Source organism: Arthrobacter sp. 10L430, from assembly GCF_056395245.1.
Genome location: NZ_JBFTJD010000005.1, coordinates 353,150 through 369,613, shown reverse-complemented (window position 1 = coordinate 369,613; position 16,464 = coordinate 353,150). Strand labels below are relative to the sequence as shown.

Below are 16,464 nucleotides of genomic sequence, written 5' to 3'. Positions count from 1 at the left end.
TGAGCGCAGCCGACATGAAATCATCCAGCACCCGAGGGGCGCGGCCGTTCCTGAGCCGGGAGCGTCCTTGAGTGGGGAGGGGCCTTGGAGCAGGAAGCGTTCTACAGTAGACAGGGTACAAGGCGCTGCCGGCCTGTCCCTGTCAGCGGCACCGCCAAAAGCCCGGAGGCCAGCAGATGTCCATGATCAAAAGCCCTGATGAAATAGCCCTCATGCGCGAAGCGGGGCGCGTGGTGGCCAATGCCCTGGCCGCCGTCCGCCAGGCGGCCGCCGTCGGCGTTTCCCTCAAGGAGCTCGACGGCGTTGCCGCCGCCTCCATTTCTGATGCCGGCGCCACGCCGGCCTTTCTCGACTACAGGCCGCGCTGGGCTTCGGTACCGTTTCCGGGGGTCATCTGCGCCAGCGTGAACGACGCCGTAGTCCACGGGATCCCCAACGGGTACCGGCTTCAGGACGGGGATTTGCTGAGCGTGGACTGCGGCGCCTTCCTTGAGGGCTGGTGCGGCGACGCCGCCGTCAGCTTTGTCGTTGGCACCGTTGATCCCGTTGACCAGGAACTCATCGACGCAACCGACGCGGCGCTGGCCAGGGGCATCGACGCGGCGCGGGTGGGCAACAAGATGGGTGACCTCGCCTATGCCATCGGTGGCGCCGCCCGCCGCGCGGGCTACGGGCTGCTGGCCGACCATGGAGGTCACGGCATCGGCCGGACCATGCACGCGGAGCCCTCTGTCCCGAACGACGGACGCCCAGGGCGCGGAATCAAGCTGACCGAAGGGCTGGTCATTGCCATCGAGCCAATGCTCATCCTCGGCGGCAAGGGGGACTACTACCATGACGACGACGAATGGACGCTGCGGTCAGCGAACGGCCGCAGGGCAGCCCACAGCGAGCACACGGTGGCCATCACCGCCGACGGCCCGGTAATTCTTACGCTGCCGTGACCCTGAATGCCTTCTTTGGTCGAGTGGGGTATTCTGGCTGACGAATTCAGTTAGCGCTAACAACACCTTGTAGGAGTCCCATGCCGGCCACGGAACACAGCATCAGCTTTGGCCCTTATTCAGCCATCGTCACTGAGCGAAGCGGAGCCCTGCGGCAACTGCGGTACGGCGAGCGGGACCTGGTGGTCGGTTTCGGTGCGGACGGGCCCGTTCCGGACTACCGCGGAGTTGTCTGCGCCCCGTGGCCCAACCGCGTGGCCGACGGCCGCTACAGCCATGGCGGCAGGAGCTTCCAGGCCACCATTAACGAACCGGAGCGCCAGGCGGCTCTCCATGGACTGGCGCTGGATGCCCGCTGGACCCTCGCCGGGCGCACAGCCTCATCGGTCAGCCTGACCTGCCAGGTCGATTCCGGTCCTGCCTATCCCGGACGGCTGCAAATTACGGCGGCCTATGAACTGGTGGAAGACGGCCTGCACTGCAGGGTCACTGCCACCAACACCGGCGACACCCCGGCACCCTACGGCGTCTGTCCCCACCCCTATCTGGTCGCGGGACCGGCTTCGCTGGATGAGTGGACCCTGGAGCTCCCGGCCGGTGAGTTCCTGGAAGTTACCCCGGACCGGCTGCTGCCGCTTCAGCTGGAATCGGTGGAGGGCCACAAATTCGACTTCCGGACGGAACGCCCCCTGGGAAGCATCCGGATTGACCACGCCTTCACCGGAATCAGCCGCACGGAGTACGGCCTGGCTGCGGTGCGCGTGTTTGACCCCTCAGACACGGGTGTGGAGCTCGAATGGGACGAACGCTGCCCCTGGGTGCAGATCCACACCGGTGACAAGCCGGTCGGTCCAGACCGGCTCGGGTTGGCGGTCGAGCCGATGACGTGTCCTCCGGACGCGTTCAACTCAGGAACCGATCTCGTGGAGCTGGCACCAGGCTCGTCACACGCAGCGGGCTGGACCATCCGGGCCCTGACTCGCTGACGGCAGGGCTACGGAGCAGCCTCCGAGACTGGCTCGGTGCAGCGGCGAAGCGTTACCTGGCCGGTCACCGGGACTGTGGTGCCGCCGTCGGACGTTGAGCCTCCGGCAGCGGTCCCCAGGACGGCCAGCCGGCCGATCTCGTCAAGGGGAAGCCGCGCCGTGGACAGGGCAGGGTGGAAGTCGCGCAGCGTTTTAATATCGTCGAAACCGGCGATGGCTCCCTTAACAGCGCCGTCCGCAGCGCGTAGGGTGATGTTCACGCGTTGGACGGCAATCAGGAGGCGGGCTGATGAATGAGCGTGGCAAGGATGCGGTGGCGTCCATCGATGTGGCGGCGACACCGCAGCGGGTCTGGAAAGCCCTCACCGACCCCGTCGACGTCAAAGAGTATTTCCTGGGCACGAATGTTTCCTCAACATGGCACGAGGGCGATCCTGTGACCTTTGCGGGGGAGTGGAAGGGGAAGGCCTACGAGGACCGGGGGATCGTTCTGGCGAACAGGGCCAACGAGCTCCTTCGCATCAGCCACTACAGCCCGTTGAGTGGTCTGCCCGACGTCCCGGAGAACTATCACACGGTGGAGTACCGCCTGGCTCCGAGGCCTGAAGGCACCGGCGTCACCATCACTCAGGGCAATAACCGGAGCGACTCCGAGGCGGATGAGTCTGCCAAGCTCTGGGAAACAGTGCTTGGCAACCTCAAGGAGTACCTGGAGCGCTGACGGGGAGAGGGCTCGCCGGCAGCGACGGGATTCCTACCGTTTGCGTGCGGCCAAGGACCGGCGCCGGTGTTCAGCTGCGCGCAGCTGGATGATTCGTGCGGCACCTGCCATTGCCACCAAAACGCCGCCGCCGACGGCCGCTATGAAGAGGGCGACGCCGAGGGCCACTGCACCTTCAAGCCCGAAGAACTTTACCTGAACCAGTTCCTGGTTTTGCAGGATGAACACGATGAGCAGCACAAGGACCACCAGCGCCGAGGCGACCGCGGCCCAGATCATGCCTGCCCGGGTCACCGGACGTTTCGGTTCGGCCATGCCGGCCTGTGGGGCGGAGGTCCCGCCGTAGCTCGGCAGCGGAGATGTGCCGGGCGGGATTTTGTCCTCTTCGGCGGCAGGGCGCCGTCCATCGAGGGGCGAATGTTCTGTCCCCTCCGAAGGCTGCGCCGGCGGCCGTAACGGTTGTTGCTCGAACGGATCGGGTTCAGATGGACTCTGCCGCATGCCTGTGGATCCTTCCTCTTGTCTGCCCCGCAACGGGCCAGGAACGTGGGCGCCGGCGCCACATCACTGTGCCGGCGCCCGGTCTGATCATAGGCACATGTCGCGCCAAGTAATAAGCATGCTTTCCATTAATTGTTCCGCGTGTCGGGTTTGGCGTCCACCCGCCCGCTGGTCAGACTTCGAACATTCCGTAGATCCAGATGTCGGCATTCGCTTTCGCGAGCTCGGACTTCGGAACGCGGCACGCTCCGGTGCGGGTTATCCAAAACCTGTTGTCCTTGGTCGGTGTTTTGACGGCAACCCCGACATTGTAAACAAGGTACAGCGACGTCGATGTGGCCGATATGCCTTCCATGGAGGCTCGTTTGGTAAGGCTCCTCGACGTGACGGAGCCGCCGAAAGGAGATGGCATGGCGGCGTGCATGCAGGTGATGAGTCCAGTGCCGGCGTTCATTGATGTTGACTGGACGAGTCCGTTGAGGGAAACCCAGGCAGCTCCGTTTCAGGAAACGTAATCGCCGAAGCCGCCCGGCTGTGACGCGAATATCGTCACCGAGTTCAGCCCGACCGAGGCGCCCAACTGATACCCGACTGCGGCCAACGTTTCGTCGGGTGCCGCGATGACGGAGCCGACCCCCAGGCCTTCGAAGCTGAGATTGACGGTGACGGACATGCCATCGAATGACGTCACGACAGAGTCGACTTGAACGGCATGTGGTTGTCATCGTTGATGATTTGAAATCCTGGGCCGCTGTTGCGAAGGGCGCAGGCCGCCATCCGGTAACGCTTGCCGTCTGATCCCCGCACGACGCCGCGTTGCCAGCTGGCCATCAGGCGGTCAGGGCCCGGACACCGGAAGCGGAACCTTGAGCGGGCTCTTTTCGTGTGGCTTCGTCTCGTCTCCGCGGATCTAGTCGTTGAAAATCGTCGATCGTTCGGGCCGCGAGGGTCGCCTCTGATGACTAAACAGAGATGCTGTTACCTTCAAATCGAACGCGTTGCGACGATGGTCGGAAACCGCATAACCAGCCCAGACAAAGAAAAACACCCCGGTCCGAAGACCGGGGTGTCAACGATGACCCGACACATCCGTAAAGGATGTCTCGACTCACCACACAAGTGCCCCAGGAGGGAATCGAACCCCCGACCGGCGGATTAGAAGGCCGCTGCTCTATCCCCTGAGCTACTGGGGCTTGTGGCCGCCCGGCAGATTCCGGGTTGCCTCAAAAAGTTTACATTGACTTGCGCCCGGTGTCGGCATGGGCCGGGACCGTTTTCCCGGTCCTCCGCCGCGGCCGGACCCGGGTTATCCACATACGGCAGTTGGGCTCTCCCCGCTGACGCGCGGCCGACTGATGCTGGGAGTGCCTGCTAGGGCAAGACACATCGAGACAGGACACCAAGATGACCGACAACATCACTGTCCGCGGCTTCGTTGCCTCGGAAATCAGGAGCTCCACCACACCAGGAGGCGTCGCGACAGCCTCCTTCCGCCTCGGGTCGACCGACCGCCGTTACGACCGCGCAAGCAGCACCTGGGTAGATGGCAACACCAACTGGTTCACCGTCCAGGGGTATCGGCAGCTGGCCGGGAACATCGGGTGCAGCATCAAGAAGGGTCAGCGGGTCATCATCGTCGGACGGCTGAAGATGCGGAGCTGGGAAAAGGACGGCCGAATCTACCATGTGGCGGAGATCGACGCCGAGTCCGTCGGCCACGACCTTATGTGGGGCTCGGCCAACTTCACCCGGACGGCGGGAAACAACTCCCAGCCTGCCGTGGCGGCCGGCGTGGTTGGCAGTGAACTGGACGGACACGGTGACGGAAACGGTTCAGAGCCATCAGACCGAAACGAAGCTGGGCCTGATGAGGAAGGGGATGAGGACGATGACGGCGCCGCGGCAGGCCTCTTCATCGACGACAGCACCGGTGAAACCATGCAGCTCGACTCCGATACCGGCGAGCTCACCGGAGCCGCAGCCTGACCGGCGGAGCCATGCGGCACCGTACCCCCGCGGTGCCGCATGGCAGAATGGCAGCGTGACACGACCCGGGATATTCCAATCGACCACCCGACTCTTGGGCTCCTGCAGCAGGGCACCCGTCAGGGCATCGGTCGGAACGTCGAGCCCAAGCCCGGGCAGAACGTCCAGCAGGACGTCGCTAAGGGCATCCGCACGGATCACGTTTACCGCGCTTCTGCTCGGAGCCATGGCTGCCTGCAGTTCCGGAACCGCCCAGCAGCCCGGTCTCGGCGCAGCGGGGGCTACCAGCCAGTCGTCCGCTCCGTCCGCCGCGGCTAACCCGCCGCGATCTGCCCGCACCTCGCAGGCGCCTTCTGCAGCAGCCGGCCAGGCATCACGGGCTACGGAGACGCCCGGTACGGCGACGGCCAAGCTGCAGAAGACAATGTCTGAGACCCTGGGCGTCGTCGCCTCGGGAACCCCGAAACCCGAAGCCGAGCAGGTCAGGCAAGCGCTGACCGCTGCGGGAGTCCCGGCTGCCACCCTTGAGGTTTCGGCGGGCCGAACGCCCACCGGCCTAGACGTTGATTCCATCGAGGCGGCGGCGGTGCAGGGCAAGGACTGCGTCATTGGCCAGATCCGCGACGGCAAAGTGACGGTTGCGGTGCTGCCCGTCCTGGCGGGCGGGAAGTGCTTCGTGGGGCCCCAAGCCTGACGTCCCGAATGTGAGATATACCCGTCAACCCACTAGATTTGGAACCATGGCGGAATTTATCTACACAATGACCAAGGCCCGTAAGGCTGTTGGCGAAAAACTTATTCTCGACGACGTAAGCATGTCCTTCTTTCCGGGCGCCAAGATCGGCGTTGTTGGCCCCAACGGTGCCGGTAAGTCCACCATCCTGAAAATCATGGCAGGCCTGGACACCCCCTCCAACGGTGAAGCCCGGCTGAGCCCCGGCTACTCCGTGGGCATCCTGCTCCAGGAGCCGCCGCTCAATGAGGAAAAGACAGTCCTGGGCAACGTCCAGGAAGGCGTTGGCGAGATCTACGGCAAGATCCAGCGTTTCAATGAGATCTCCGAGGAGATGGCCAACCCTGACGCGGACTACGACACCCTGCTGGAGGAAATGGGCCACCTGCAGGAAGCCATCGACGCCGCCGACGCCTGGGACCTCGATTCCCAGCTGGAGCAGGCCATGGATGCCCTCCGGTGCCCGCCGGCCGATGCTGACGTGACCCTCCTTTCCGGCGGTGAGCGCCGCCGGGTGGCACTCTGCAAGCTGCTGCTGCAGAAGCCGGACCTGCTCCTCCTTGACGAGCCCACCAACCACCTTGACGCCGAGAGCGTGCTCTGGCTGGAACAGCACCTGTCCAGCTATGCAGGCGCGGTCCTTGCTGTCACCCACGACCGGTACTTCCTGGACCACGTCGCCGAGTGGATCGCTGAAGTGGACCGCGGCCACCTCTACCCATATGAAGGCAACTACTCCACCTACCTGGAGAAGAAGCGCGCCCGCCTCGAAGTCCAGGGCAAGAAGGACGCCAAGCAGGCCAAGCGCCTTACCGAGGAACTGGAATGGGTCCGCTCCAACGCCAAGGGCCGTCAGACCAAATCCAAGGCCCGTCTGGCCCGCTACGAGGAAATGGCGGCCGAGGCTGACCGCACGCGGAAACTGGACTTCGAGGAAATCCAGATCCCGCCGGGCCCCCGCCTGGGCGGACTGGTCCTGGAAGCCAAGAACCTGCAGAAGGGCTTCGACGACCGCACCCTGATCGACGGACTGTCCTTCTCCCTGCCCCGCAACGGCATCGTCGGCGTCATCGGCCCCAACGGTGTCGGCAAGTCGACGCTCTTCAAGACTATCGTTGGCCTGGAGCCTCTCGACGGCGGCGAGCTGAAGATCGGTGACTCCGTCAAGATCTCCTATGCGGACCAGAGCCGCGGCGGCATCGATCCCAACAAGACCCTCTGGGAGGTCGTTTCCGACGGACTGGACTTCATCCAGGTGGGCCATGTTGAAATGCCGTCCCGCGCCTACGTTGCCGCCTTCGGCTTCAAAGGCCCGGACCAGCAGAAAAAAGCGGGCGTGCTCTCCGGCGGTGAGCGCAACCGCCTGAACCTCGCGCTGACCCTCAAGCAGGGCGGCAACCTGCTGCTCCTCGACGAACCGACCAACGACCTCGACGTCGAAACCCTCAGCAGCCTCGAAAACGCGCTGCTCGAATTCCCCGGCTGCGCCGTGGTGGTCTCGCACGACCGCTGGTTCCTGGACCGGGTTGCCACGCACATCCTCGCCTACGAAGGCGACGAGGAGAACCCGTCCAAGTGGTACTGGTTCGAGGGTAACTTCGAATCCTACGAGGAGAATAAGGTGGAGCGTCTCGGCCCCGACGCCGCTAAGCCCCACCGCGTTACGCACCGCCGCCTCACCCGCGACTAAGCAATACGCGACTAGTCGTTAAAGCGTAAAGGCCGGTTCCCCGAAGGGAACCGGCCTTTCGCATGCGCGTGAGGCGACGCCGTGCCCGCCGCAGCCCGCAGGACCGTAGTCCCGCTCAGGCTTTGCGTATCTGGTGCTGCAGGACTTTGGACTGGAAGGCGCCGGCAACCTTGCTCTTCAGGTCCGTAGGCACCCTGACCATGCCCTCCTGGGCCACGGACGCCACGTGCAGCCCCTCCCGGCTAAAGATCTTGCCGGTGGCGAGCCCCCGGGCCCCCTGGGCGCTCGGTGACTCCTGGACATACAGCAGCCACTCGTCCACCCGCACCGGCCGGTGCCACCACATGGCGTGGTCCAGGCTGGCCACGCTCATGCCGGGCGTGATCCAGCTGAGCCCGTGCTTGCGCAGAATGGACTCGAGCAGAGTGTAGTCGCTGGCATAGGCCAAGGCGGCACGGTGCGTGTTGGCGTCGTCCGGCATGGGGCTGAAGGTCTTCATCCAGACCGCGTTGCGGGCTTCCTTCTGGCCCGTGGCCGCAACGTAGAGCGCGGGGTCTACGTGGCGGATATCGAAGGGACGCTCATACGCCCAGTGCCTGGCCACCGGGTGGTCGAACTTCCCAAGGAGGTCTGCGGTGCTGGGGAGCGTTTCCGGATCCGGAATTCCCCGGGGCATTTCCGACTGGTGTTCGATGCCCTCGTCCTCGGCCTGGAATGAGGCGATCATCGACAGAATCGGCGAACCGTCCTGGTACGCGTGGACCCGGCGCGCCGAGAAGGACCGGCCGTCCCGCAGCCGCTGCACGCCGAAGGTGATGGGCTTGTTGGCGTCACCGGGGCGCAGGAAATAGCCGTGCATGGAGTGCACCGTCCGCTCGGCGTCCACGGTCCGCATCCCCGCGATGAGGGACTGGGCCAGCACCTGGCCGCCGAAGACCCGCTGGTGCGGCTGCCGCTGCGACGGGCCCATGAAGATGTCCTCGTCGGTGCGGGCGCCCTCAAGCTCGCCAAGATCAAGCAGTTCGATCAGGGACGTCGTGGGGTCGTTCGTGGGCAGTTCCTGCAATCCGGCGTCCGCTTCAGTCATGGTTTGACTCTAGACGTCGCCCCGGCACCGCTCAACCGAGGCTCAGCCGGTAGTGTTCTTAATGTGTCTGATCTTCTCACCCAGTCCTTCCGCTTCGCCGATCCCCGCGACCTCGCTGATCTTCGGACGTATGCCACCCGCGCCAGGGCCATCGACGACGGCGCCATCCGGCTCCAGGCCGCAGGGTCAGTCCTCGCCGCGTACGTCTGCGTGCTCCGCCCCAGGATCCTGGGGGAGTCCACGCCCACCATCCTCGGCCTGCGGACGGTGGCCCTGGCGGAGCCGTCCGCCACGGATGTCACGGTGCCGCTGGCAGCCGTTCTCGACAGGCTCGCCCGGGCGGGGGAGAACGACGCCGAGCTGCCGGTCCCGCCGTCGACCGTCACCGAATCGTGGGCGGGTGTCGGAGCCCCCCGCAGCGGCTGGGAGCTGATCGGATCCGTTCCCGACGCCGAACTGCGGAAGACCGCCGAAGCGGGAATCGCCGAGGTCGCCGGAATCGTACCGGACAAGCCCGGCGCCCTTATCGTCAACAACGCCCGCGCCGCAGTCTGGGGGCGCGAGCTGGACGGCAGGTCGGGGCTTCCCGCCGGCGCGGCCTTCGCCGCACTCGCACTCGGCTTCCTCGGCGGCGACGAGCAGCGCCTCTACCGTGCCGGGCGCTGGTTCCGGCTCAGTGGCAGCCGCGGGCACGTCCTGGCGAGGACGGGTGCCGGCCTGTCCTAGCCTGCCGCCTTCGCCGGAATCAGTCAGGGAGTGCATCAGTCCAGGGCCTGCGGGTTCCTAGGACCCTGACGGGCTGTTGACCATGGAGAGCGCGGCACGCTCCATGTAGTCCCACAGGGTTCCCTCGTACAGCGGGGGCAGCTGCAGGGCGTCCACGGCAGCGCGCATGTGGTGCAGCCAGCGGTCCTTGGCCTCAGGTGTGACCTGGAAGGGTATGTGGCGCATTCGCAGCCGCGGGTGGCCGCGTTCTTCGCCGTACGTGGTGGGCCCGCCCCAGTACTGCTCGAGGAACATCAGGAACCGCCGCTTGGCCGGGCCGAGATCCTCTTCCGGGTACATGGGACGCAGGAGCGGATCGGTTGCCACGCCGTCGTAGAACACGTCGATGAGTTTTACGAACGTTTCGTGCCCGCCCACCGCGTCGAAAAAGTTGTCCGTGTAGCCCGGCTGGCTGAAGGGATCATTGCGCATCAGCTGCCTGGGCGCGCCGGGTTCGGATGGTGTGGGACTGGTCATGGCTATTCTCCGGCCTTCTGCTGCGGTCCGTGCTGGGCTTCGGCCTCGAGCGGCCCGTCTCCTGGCTCATCGGCGGGAGCCACGTAGTTGCCCTGCGACCGGTTTCCGACGCGGAGGATTTCACCGTTGCGCAGGTACCAGATCGCACCATTGTCGTCGCGGACGCGGGTAATCCTCAGGCCAATCGACTCCACGACGCCCACGACTTCGCTGGTCTCGATGATGTCGCCGATCCCGTACTGGTCCTCGATCGTGATGAAGATGCCGGCCAGGAAGTCGCGGATCAGCTGCTGCGCGCCAAAGCCGATGGCGATACCGAGGATACCGACGCTGGTCAGCAGCGGCGCCACGTCGACGTCGAGATTCTTGAGCACGTAGATGCTGGTGATGACCGCGATGACCACCCCCACCACACTGTTCAGCAGAGATCCTATGGTGTTGGCCCGCTGGACCCGCCGCTCATGGTCCAGGGCCCGCAGCGCGGGGGCGACCCACTTGAAGTGGGGCTTCTTGAACAGCGCTGTTCCGCTGGCGACCCGCTTGGTGATCCGTGAGATCACGAAGCTTGCCAGCAGCCACAGGATGATGCCCGCGCCGAGGCTGATCGCGATTCCGGCGACGTCGAACCCGGTGGGTTCCAGCGAGGCCGAAGGCGTTGTAAACATGCTGTACATCTGCAGGGATGCTCCTTGTTGCTCTCCGGCGCCAGCCGGATTTCCCCGCCGGCGTTCGCGGCGGCTGGACTCGTTCCCTTTTAAGCCTAGCGGGGTATGCCGGTGGCTAGCTTCCCGCCGCTGTGGTATCGGGAACGTGGATTACGGGGAAATTTACGCTGCGGGCGATGAAACAAAGCTGGTTGGCCTGCCGGTGCATCTCCTCGGCGAGCCCCACGTGGACAGGATCAGCCACTTCCACACGCGGACGGAGCGTCACGTTTTCGAACTGGCCGCTTCCGTCGCGGTTGACGCGCATGAGGCCGGAGGCATTGTCCTCATAGGACAGGACGACGACGCCGTGCCGCACCGCGACGTGCAGGAAGGACAGCATGTGGCACTGCGCCAGCGCCGTGAGCAGCAGCTGCTCCGGGTTGTACCGCGAGCGGTCGCCGTGGAATGTGGGGTCGGCCGAGCCCTTGAGGACCGGCAGCCCGGGAATCTCGACGTCGTGGTCCCGGGAATACTCCCGATACGACGACGTGCCGCTTCCGAGGTTGCCGGTCCATCGAACAGTCAGCGAATAGTGATGCTCGTCAAGGGCCATGCCGCCAGTTTAGATGCCTGCGGGCCGTCGCCTAGACGTCAGCTGCACGTGCCCGCAAGGCCCGGGCAACGCCGTCGCGGTTTTCCAGCATCATGCGGCGCAGCGCCCCGCTGTCCTCGGGAAGCGCCGCGAGGAACTCGTCCGTCCGGTCCACGGTGGCCTGGGTGGTCAGCTGTGCCGGGTAAAGCCCGACGACGATCTGCTGGGCCAGTGCGTTGGTCCGCTGGGCGACAATCCCCGGTACGGCGTCGAAGTACTTCCCGGCATAGGGCTCAAGCAGGTCCGTGTCCAGCACCCGCGTGAAGCCGGCGACGGCCGAGGCCTGAATGGCGTTGGACAGCTCGCCCTTTTCCACGATGGATTCCCAGGCCGCCGCCTTGGCCTCGGGGGTGGGGATGGCAGCCTTGGCCAGCGCGGCCGCGTTCTGGCCGCTGGAGGTGTTGTCCCGCTGCAGCTCGGCGTCGATCTGCTCCTGGCCCATCCGTCCGCCCACCACGAGTGCTGCCAGGAGTTCCCACCGCAGGTCCTGGTCCACCGTCAGCCCGGGCAGCGAGGCGGAGCCGTCCAGCAGCCCGGCAACCGCGTCCAGCTGCTGTTCGCTTCGGGCCAGCAGAGCGTAGGACTTGATGAACTGGAGCTGGGCATCGGATCCGCCCGGCACCGTCGAGGCGAGATCCCAGAGCCGGTCTCCGGCTGCCACGATGGTGGCCTCACGGTGTTCCCCGGCCACGTAGAAAGTAAGCGTGGTGGCCAGCTGACGCAGCTGCACAAGGATCACCGACGAGTCACTTTCAGAGGCGATGTTGGCCAGGATCAGGTCCACGTAGCCGCGCGCTGGCGTCTCGCCGTCGCGGGCAGCGTCCCAGGCCGATCCCCAGACGAGCGTGCGGGGGAGGCTCTCCCGGAAGTCCTTCAGGTGCGACTTGGCCGTGGCCAGCGATTTTTCGTCCAGCCGGACCTTGGCGTAGGCGAGGTCGTCGTCGTTGAGCAGGATGAGGTCCGGCCGCCGCAGCCCCGCCAGCGCTGCCACCTCGGTGCGTTCGCCGTCGATGTCGAGCTCCTCGCGGTGGACGCGCTCCAGCTTGCCGTCGTCTGTGACGTCGTAGAAACCCACGGCGAGCCGGTGCGGGCGGAGGGTCGGCTGCGCGGCAACGGCTGACTGCAGGATGGCGAAACCGGTGATGGTGCCGTCCGCGTCCACTGTCAGTTCGGGCTGGAGCGTGTTCACCCCTGCGGTTTCGAGCCAGAGGCGGCCCCATTGGTCCAGGTCACGTCCACTTGCTTTCTCCAGTTCACTCATCAGGTCGCCCAGCTCGGTGTTGCCCCAGGCATGCTTGGCGAAGTACTCCCTGACACCGGACATGAACTGCTCCGGGCCCACCCATGCCACCAGCTGCCGCAGCACGGAAGCACCTTTGGCGTAGGTGATGCCGTCGAAGTTGACCTCCACGTCCTGAAGGTCGTTGATCTCGGCGAAGATCGGGTGTGTGGTGGGGAGCTGGTCCTGGCGGTAGGCCCACGACTTTTCCACCGACGCGAAGGTGGTCCATGCGCTCTGGAACTTGGTGTTCTCCACGGCGGCGAGGTGGGACATGTATTCGGCAAAGGATTCATTGAGCCAGAGGTCATTCCACCAGCGCATGGTGACGAGGTCGCCGAACCACATGTGCGCCAGCTCGTGCAGGACCGTGATGGCGCGGCGCTCCACCTGCGCTTCGGGGACCTTCCCGCGGAAGACGTAGCCCTCCAGGATGGTCACGGCCCCGGCATTCTCCATGGCGCCGGCGTTGAACTCCGGCACGAACAGCTGGTCGTACTTTTCAAACGGGTACGGGCAGCCGAACTGCGCCTCGAAGAACTCAAACCCCTGGCGGGTCAGTTCAAAGATGTTGTCAGCGTCCAGGTACTGCATCAAAGACTTCCGGGCGAACACGCCGAGCGGAATGACGCGGCCGTCGGATCCCGTGGCGTCGCTGCGCACCGACTGGTACGGCCCGGCGATCAGGGCTGTCACGTAGGAGGAGAGCCGCGGCGTGGGGGTGAATTCCCAGACCGAGCGGGCGCCGCCGTCTGCTCCGGGCGAAGTTTCCACCGGCGACGGCGTGGGGGAGTTGGAGACGACGTCCCAGTGTGACGGTGCCGTCACTGTGAACTTGAACGTCGCCTTGAGGTCCGGCTGCTCGAACACGGCGAACATGCGGCGCGAGTCCGGCACCTCGAACTGCGTGTAGAGGTAGACCTCGCCGTCCACGGGATCAACGAAACGGTGGAGCCCCTCTCCGGTGTTCATGTAGGGGGTGTCCGCCACCACGGTGAGCTCGTTTTGCGCGGAGAGGTCCGCCAGCCGGATGCGGATGCCGTCGGACACCGCCGCAGGGTCCAGTGCGCGGCCATTCAGGGTCACGCTGTGAACGGTCTCGGTCACGGCGTCAATGAAGCTGGAGGACCCGGGGGCAGCGCTGAACTTTACGGTGGTGGTGGAGCCGAAGACCTTCCCGCCCCTGGTCAGGTCCAGGCGGACATCGTAGGACTCGACGGCGATCAGATCGGCGCGCTCACGTGCTTCGGCGCGCGTCAGGTTCATTCCTGGCAAGGTTGGGCCTCCTGGGGGGGTGGTGGGTCGTTACTGTGAAGCCATTGTTTCATTTCCCGGTCCTTTGGCAAGTTGCGTGGATCACTTTCCCGGTCCCGGCGGCGCCGCAGGGGTAGCGTTAAGGCATGGGAAAGTTCCTCGATTCGGTGGACATCAAAGCGCTGCGCTTCGCAATAGGGTTTCCCGTCCTGCTTGCGGCTGCCTTTGCGCTGAGCGCCGCATTTCTGCGTCCCGACCTTCCGGAACCGCTGGCGGTCCGCTGGAACGACGACGGCGGGATCAGCTTTGCGCCGTTTGCCGCCTACGTGGGGGTCGGGGCCGCGATGATCGTGGCCGTCGGCTGGCTCGTTCTCCTGCAGGCTGTCCCTGTTTCCCGGCCCACGGTGATGCGCCGCATCATGATGGGGGCCGGCCTGACGGTGAGCCTGTTCGTGACGAGCGTCCTGGCCGCCGGCCTGGTGGGACAGGCGGGCCTGGCCGACGCCCGGGAATCCCGGGTGGACCTCATCGTGCTGGCCATGGGCAGCGGCGCCGCTCTTTCGCTCGGCGTCATCCTGGGATTCGTTTTCAAGGCGGACCAGCAGTGGACGCCGGAGGACGACCGGGCCCTCCGGCACGCCCTGGAGCTTGAGCTCGACCCCGAGTTGGCCACCGATTCGATCAGGCTATGGGTGCACGCCCGCAGCTCTGTCTTTGTCATGATCGGTATCGCCAGCCTGTTCCCGGCGTCCCTTGTTTCGATTGCCGTTCCCTGGCTGGGTGCGCTGTTGGTTGCTGCGGCCCTTGTCGGCGCCGCCTTCCTCTTCGCCCGAGTCACCGCTGACCGCAGCGGGCTGCGGGTTTTCGTTGCCGGAATACTGAGGGTGGTGAACATTCCGGCGGAGGCCATCTCGGCGGCGGCTCCGGCGGACGTCCGCGCCGCCGACTACGGCGGCTGGGGCTACCGCCACCACGGCGGAACAGCAGCTGTGCTCGTGAGCAGCGGGCCCGCCGTCGTGGTCCGCAAGACCGACGGCCACCGGCTGGCGGTGAGTGGCGGAAACCCTGCCTCGGCAGAGCGCCTCGCTGAAGTACTGACGCGCGTGGCCGCGCGTGCCCGGCGCGAGGGCCGCTCTCCTTCCCAGGGCGATGTCGGCGCGTAATTTGCACGACATCACGGGAACCGGACCTAGTACTCTTGGACCTGTTGATTTGACCTGTACCAGCCCGGCCGCGCCCCGGTGCTCATGACTGAACGGAAGCCACCGTGACCACAACTCCTGCATTCCCGCGGGTCCACATCGCCACCGACCACGCCGGCATGGAGCTGAGCGCCCACCTGGTCAGCCACCTGTCGGCCAAGGGTTACGACGTGGTGGACCACGGGCCGAAGGAATACGACGCACTGGACGACTACCCGTCGTTCTGCATCAACGCGGCGCTCGCTGTCGTGGCGGACCAAGCGGCGGGAGTCCACTCCCTCGGCATCGTGCTGGGCGGCTCCGGAAACGGCGAACAGATCGCTGCGAACAAGGTCAGGGGTGTCCGCGCTGCCCTTGCCTGGAACCATTCCACGGCCACCCTGGCCCGGCAGCACAACGACGCCAACGTCGTCGCCGTTGGGGGACGGCAGCACAGCGTGGACGAGGCCACCGCCCTGATCGAGGCATTCCTGGAGGAACCCTTCAGCAACGACGAGCGCCACATCCGCCGCATCGGTAAGATCGCCGCCTACGAAACCAGCGGCGAGGTCATCGAGTAGTGCCCGAGGGGCATTCCATCCACCGGCTGGCCCGCCAGTTCGGTGACGTATTCGCTGGCGGACGGCTCGCCGTCTCCAGCCCCCAGGGCCGCTTCGCCGCGGGCGCGGCTCTGCTTAACGGCCACACTCTGGTCAACGCCGACGCTCACGGGAAGCACCTGTTCCTGCACTTCGAGCACGGAATGGTGCTGCACGTCCACCTGGGACTCTACGGCGCCTGGGACTTCGGCGGCGACGGCGAGTTCCGCGGTGCTTCCAGCATCGGCGCGCCCCGCAGGGTGGGGGAGCGTGAGGTGGCCGGCGAAACCGGCGTGGACATGCCCGCGTACGCCGGCCCGCCGGCGCCTGTGGGTGCCGTGCGGGTGCGGCTGGCAGGCGAACACGGCTGGGCAGATTTGCGCGGCGCCACCACGTGTGCGGCCATCACGGAGGATGAAGCGGCGGCGGTCCTCGGGAGGCTCGGCCCCGATCCGCTTCACAATCCGGATCCGCTGCACACTCCGTTTCCGCTGAATGAAGTGAACGTCAACCGTGAAGACTTCATCCAGCGGGTTCTGGGGCGCAGAACGCCGGTGGCGACGCTGCTGATGGACCAGAAGGTGATTGCCGGCGTCGGGAATGTGTACCGGGCCGAGGTGCTCTTCCGCCAGCGGCTTGACCCCCTGCTCCCGGGCCGGGCGCTCACGGCCGCCGTTGCAGGCCGCATCTGGGATGACACAGCCGCCGTGATGTCCGACGGCGTCCGCGATGGCCGGATCATCACCACAACCCCCGGCTTCTGGAGCGATAAGACCTCGCTGCCGCCCACGGAGGAAGCACATTTCGTCTACCGGCGGCATGGGCAGCCGTGCCGGGTGTGCGGCACTCCGGTGGCTCTCGCAGAGCATGCCGCCCGCAAGCTCTACTGGTGCCCGCTGTGCCAAAGCTCGGCGTGAGCAGACGGTCCGGCTGAACGGCCGGCCACAGCCTCCGTTGCAGCA

At 65.8% G+C, this 16,464-nt stretch carries 19 protein-coding genes and 1 tRNA gene; 10 read left to right on the top strand and 10 right to left on the bottom strand.

Annotated features, from left to right (window positions below; genetic code table 11):
* Positions 1-176 precede the first annotated feature (176 nt).
* Together map and AC1DDG_RS08230 are read left to right on the top strand one after the other, a co-directional pair.
* Complete coding sequence (gene map / locus AC1DDG_RS08235; RefSeq protein ID WP_476875644.1) at positions 177-944, top strand: type I methionyl aminopeptidase; 768 nt, start codon at positions 177-179, stop codon at positions 942-944.
* A gap of 80 nt (positions 945-1,024) precedes the next feature.
* Positions 1,025-1,930 (top strand): aldose 1-epimerase family protein, encoded by a 906-nt coding sequence (locus tag AC1DDG_RS08230; RefSeq protein ID WP_476875643.1) that lies wholly within the window; start codon positions 1,025-1,027, stop codon positions 1,928-1,930.
* Positions 1,931-1,938: 8 nt separating this feature from the next.
* Here the strand turns inward: AC1DDG_RS08230 and AC1DDG_RS08225 are convergent, their stop codons facing one another.
* The gene (locus tag AC1DDG_RS08225) at positions 1,939-2,190 is read right to left on the bottom strand and encodes a hypothetical protein (RefSeq protein ID WP_476875642.1); all 252 of its coding nucleotides are present in this window, start codon (positions 2,188-2,190) and stop codon (positions 1,939-1,941) included.
* 29 nt (positions 2,191-2,219) lie between these two features.
* On the opposite strand from AC1DDG_RS08225, the gene AC1DDG_RS08220 reads away from it, so the two are divergent.
* Positions 2,220-2,651 carry an SRPBCC family protein gene (locus tag AC1DDG_RS08220; RefSeq protein ID WP_230119710.1) on the top strand — a complete coding sequence of 144 codons (432 nt, stop codon included), beginning with the start codon at positions 2,220-2,222 and terminating at the stop codon, positions 2,649-2,651.
* A 33-nt stretch (positions 2,652-2,684) separates the two neighbouring features.
* Here the strand turns inward: AC1DDG_RS08220 and AC1DDG_RS08215 are convergent, their stop codons facing one another.
* From AC1DDG_RS08215 to AC1DDG_RS08200, 4 genes are all read right to left on the bottom strand, one after another.
* Positions 2,685-3,152: a LapA family protein gene (locus AC1DDG_RS08215; protein WP_476875641.1), complete on the bottom strand. Its 468-nt coding sequence runs from the start codon at positions 3,150-3,152 to the stop codon at positions 2,685-2,687.
* 172 nt (positions 3,153-3,324) lie between these two features.
* Positions 3,325-3,606: a hypothetical protein gene (locus AC1DDG_RS08210; protein WP_476875640.1), complete on the bottom strand. Its 282-nt coding sequence runs from the start codon at positions 3,604-3,606 to the stop codon at positions 3,325-3,327.
* 48 nt (positions 3,607-3,654) lie between these two features.
* On the bottom strand, positions 3,655-3,843 hold the full coding sequence (locus AC1DDG_RS08205; protein WP_476875639.1) for a hypothetical protein: 189 nt from the start codon (positions 3,841-3,843) through the stop codon (positions 3,655-3,657).
* A 429-nt stretch (positions 3,844-4,272) separates the two neighbouring features.
* Positions 4,273-4,345 (bottom strand) — tRNA-Arg (locus tag AC1DDG_RS08200).
* Between the two features lie 211 nt (positions 4,346-4,556).
* Between AC1DDG_RS08200 and AC1DDG_RS08195 the strand changes: the two genes are divergently transcribed.
* From AC1DDG_RS08195 to ettA, 3 genes are all read left to right on the top strand, one after another.
* A complete protein-coding gene (locus AC1DDG_RS08195; RefSeq protein WP_476875638.1) occupies positions 4,557-5,138 on the top strand; it encodes a single-stranded DNA-binding protein in 582 nt (193 codons plus the stop codon).
* 424 nt (positions 5,139-5,562) lie between these two features.
* Positions 5,563-5,832 (top strand): DUF6993 domain-containing protein, encoded by a 270-nt coding sequence (locus AC1DDG_RS08190; protein ID WP_476875637.1) that lies wholly within the window; start codon positions 5,563-5,565, stop codon positions 5,830-5,832.
* Positions 5,833-5,878: 46 nt separating this feature from the next.
* Positions 5,879-7,561 carry an energy-dependent translational throttle protein EttA gene (ettA, locus tag AC1DDG_RS08185; RefSeq protein WP_230119716.1) on the top strand — a complete coding sequence of 561 codons (1,683 nt, stop codon included), beginning with the start codon at positions 5,879-5,881 and terminating at the stop codon, positions 7,559-7,561.
* Between the two features lie 115 nt (positions 7,562-7,676).
* Here the strand turns inward: ettA and AC1DDG_RS08180 are convergent, their stop codons facing one another.
* Complete coding sequence (locus AC1DDG_RS08180) at positions 7,677-8,648, bottom strand: acyl-CoA thioesterase (protein WP_476875636.1); 972 nt, start codon at positions 8,646-8,648, stop codon at positions 7,677-7,679.
* 63 nt (positions 8,649-8,711) lie between these two features.
* On the opposite strand from AC1DDG_RS08180, the gene AC1DDG_RS08175 reads away from it, so the two are divergent.
* On the top strand, positions 8,712-9,374 hold the full coding sequence (locus tag AC1DDG_RS08175) for a DUF8185 domain-containing protein (protein WP_476875635.1): 663 nt from the start codon (positions 8,712-8,714) through the stop codon (positions 9,372-9,374).
* A gap of 57 nt (positions 9,375-9,431) precedes the next feature.
* Here the strand turns inward: AC1DDG_RS08175 and AC1DDG_RS08170 are convergent, their stop codons facing one another.
* From AC1DDG_RS08170 to pepN, 4 genes are all read right to left on the bottom strand, one after another.
* Entirely contained in the window at positions 9,432-9,890 is a 459-nt protein-coding gene (locus tag AC1DDG_RS08170; RefSeq protein ID WP_290369779.1) for a globin, read from the bottom strand.
* Positions 9,891-9,892: 2 nt separating this feature from the next.
* Complete coding sequence (locus AC1DDG_RS08165) at positions 9,893-10,564, bottom strand: mechanosensitive ion channel family protein (RefSeq protein WP_230119719.1); 672 nt, start codon at positions 10,562-10,564, stop codon at positions 9,893-9,895.
* Between the two features lie 106 nt (positions 10,565-10,670).
* The gene (locus AC1DDG_RS08160; protein WP_476875634.1) at positions 10,671-11,150 is read right to left on the bottom strand and encodes an OsmC family protein; all 480 of its coding nucleotides are present in this window, start codon (positions 11,148-11,150) and stop codon (positions 10,671-10,673) included.
* Between the two features lie 31 nt (positions 11,151-11,181).
* The gene (gene pepN, locus AC1DDG_RS08155) at positions 11,182-13,734 is read right to left on the bottom strand and encodes an aminopeptidase N (protein ID WP_476875633.1); all 2,553 of its coding nucleotides are present in this window, start codon (positions 13,732-13,734) and stop codon (positions 11,182-11,184) included.
* Positions 13,735-13,868: 134 nt separating this feature from the next.
* Here pepN and AC1DDG_RS08150 point away from each other — a divergent pair, with 134 nt between their 5' ends.
* The 3 genes from AC1DDG_RS08150 (at position 13,869) to AC1DDG_RS08140 (ending at position 16,419) form a co-directional block, all read left to right on the top strand.
* Positions 13,869-14,885: a hypothetical protein gene (locus tag AC1DDG_RS08150; RefSeq protein ID WP_476875632.1), complete on the top strand. Its 1,017-nt coding sequence runs from the start codon at positions 13,869-13,871 to the stop codon at positions 14,883-14,885.
* Positions 14,886-14,989: 104 nt separating this feature from the next.
* Entirely contained in the window at positions 14,990-15,484 is a 495-nt protein-coding gene (locus tag AC1DDG_RS08145) for a ribose-5-phosphate isomerase (RefSeq protein ID WP_476875631.1), read from the top strand.
* Positions 15,484-16,419, top strand: coding sequence for an Fpg/Nei family DNA glycosylase (locus tag AC1DDG_RS08140; protein ID WP_476875630.1), 936 nt, complete (start codon positions 15,484-15,486; stop codon positions 16,417-16,419). The genes AC1DDG_RS08145 and AC1DDG_RS08140 overlap by 1 nt, the downstream gene beginning before the upstream one ends.
* Positions 16,420-16,464 lie beyond the last annotated feature (45 nt).

Excerpts from the sequence above, each read along its gene's own strand:
- AC1DDG_RS08220 (WP_230119710.1), top strand. The coding sequence starts at position 2,220 with ATGAATGAGCGTGGCAAGGATGCGGTGGCGTCCATCGATGTGGCGGCG.
- AC1DDG_RS08195 (WP_476875638.1), top strand. The coding sequence starts at position 4,557 with ATGACCGACAACATCACTGTCCGCGGCTTCGTTGCCTCGGAAATCAGG.
- AC1DDG_RS08190 (WP_476875637.1), top strand. The coding sequence starts at position 5,563 with ATGTCTGAGACCCTGGGCGTCGTCGCCTCGGGAACCCCGAAACCCGAA.
- AC1DDG_RS08165 (WP_230119719.1), bottom strand. The coding sequence starts at position 10,564 with ATGTACAGCATGTTTACAACGCCTTCGGCCTCGCTGGAACCCACCGGG.
- AC1DDG_RS08210 (WP_476875640.1), bottom strand. The coding sequence starts at position 3,606 with ATGAACGCCGGCACTGGACTCATCACCTGCATGCACGCCGCCATGCCA.
- AC1DDG_RS08160 (WP_476875634.1), bottom strand. The coding sequence starts at position 11,150 with ATGGCCCTTGACGAGCATCACTATTCGCTGACTGTTCGATGGACCGGC.
- AC1DDG_RS08215 (WP_476875641.1), bottom strand. The coding sequence starts at position 3,152 with ATGCGGCAGAGTCCATCTGAACCCGATCCGTTCGAGCAACAACCGTTA.
- AC1DDG_RS08150 (WP_476875632.1), top strand. The coding sequence starts at position 13,869 with ATGGGAAAGTTCCTCGATTCGGTGGACATCAAAGCGCTGCGCTTCGCA.
- pepN (WP_476875633.1), bottom strand. The coding sequence starts at position 13,734 with ATGAACCTGACGCGCGCCGAAGCACGTGAGCGCGCCGATCTGATCGCC.
- AC1DDG_RS08180 (WP_476875636.1), bottom strand. The coding sequence starts at position 8,648 with ATGACTGAAGCGGACGCCGGATTGCAGGAACTGCCCACGAACGACCCC.
- AC1DDG_RS08230 (WP_476875643.1), top strand. The coding sequence starts at position 1,025 with ATGCCGGCCACGGAACACAGCATCAGCTTTGGCCCTTATTCAGCCATC.
- AC1DDG_RS08170 (WP_290369779.1), bottom strand. The coding sequence starts at position 9,890 with ATGACCAGTCCCACACCATCCGAACCCGGCGCGCCCAGGCAGCTGATG.
- ettA (WP_230119716.1), top strand. The coding sequence starts at position 5,879 with ATGGCGGAATTTATCTACACAATGACCAAGGCCCGTAAGGCTGTTGGC.
- map (WP_476875644.1), top strand. The coding sequence starts at position 177 with ATGTCCATGATCAAAAGCCCTGATGAAATAGCCCTCATGCGCGAAGCG.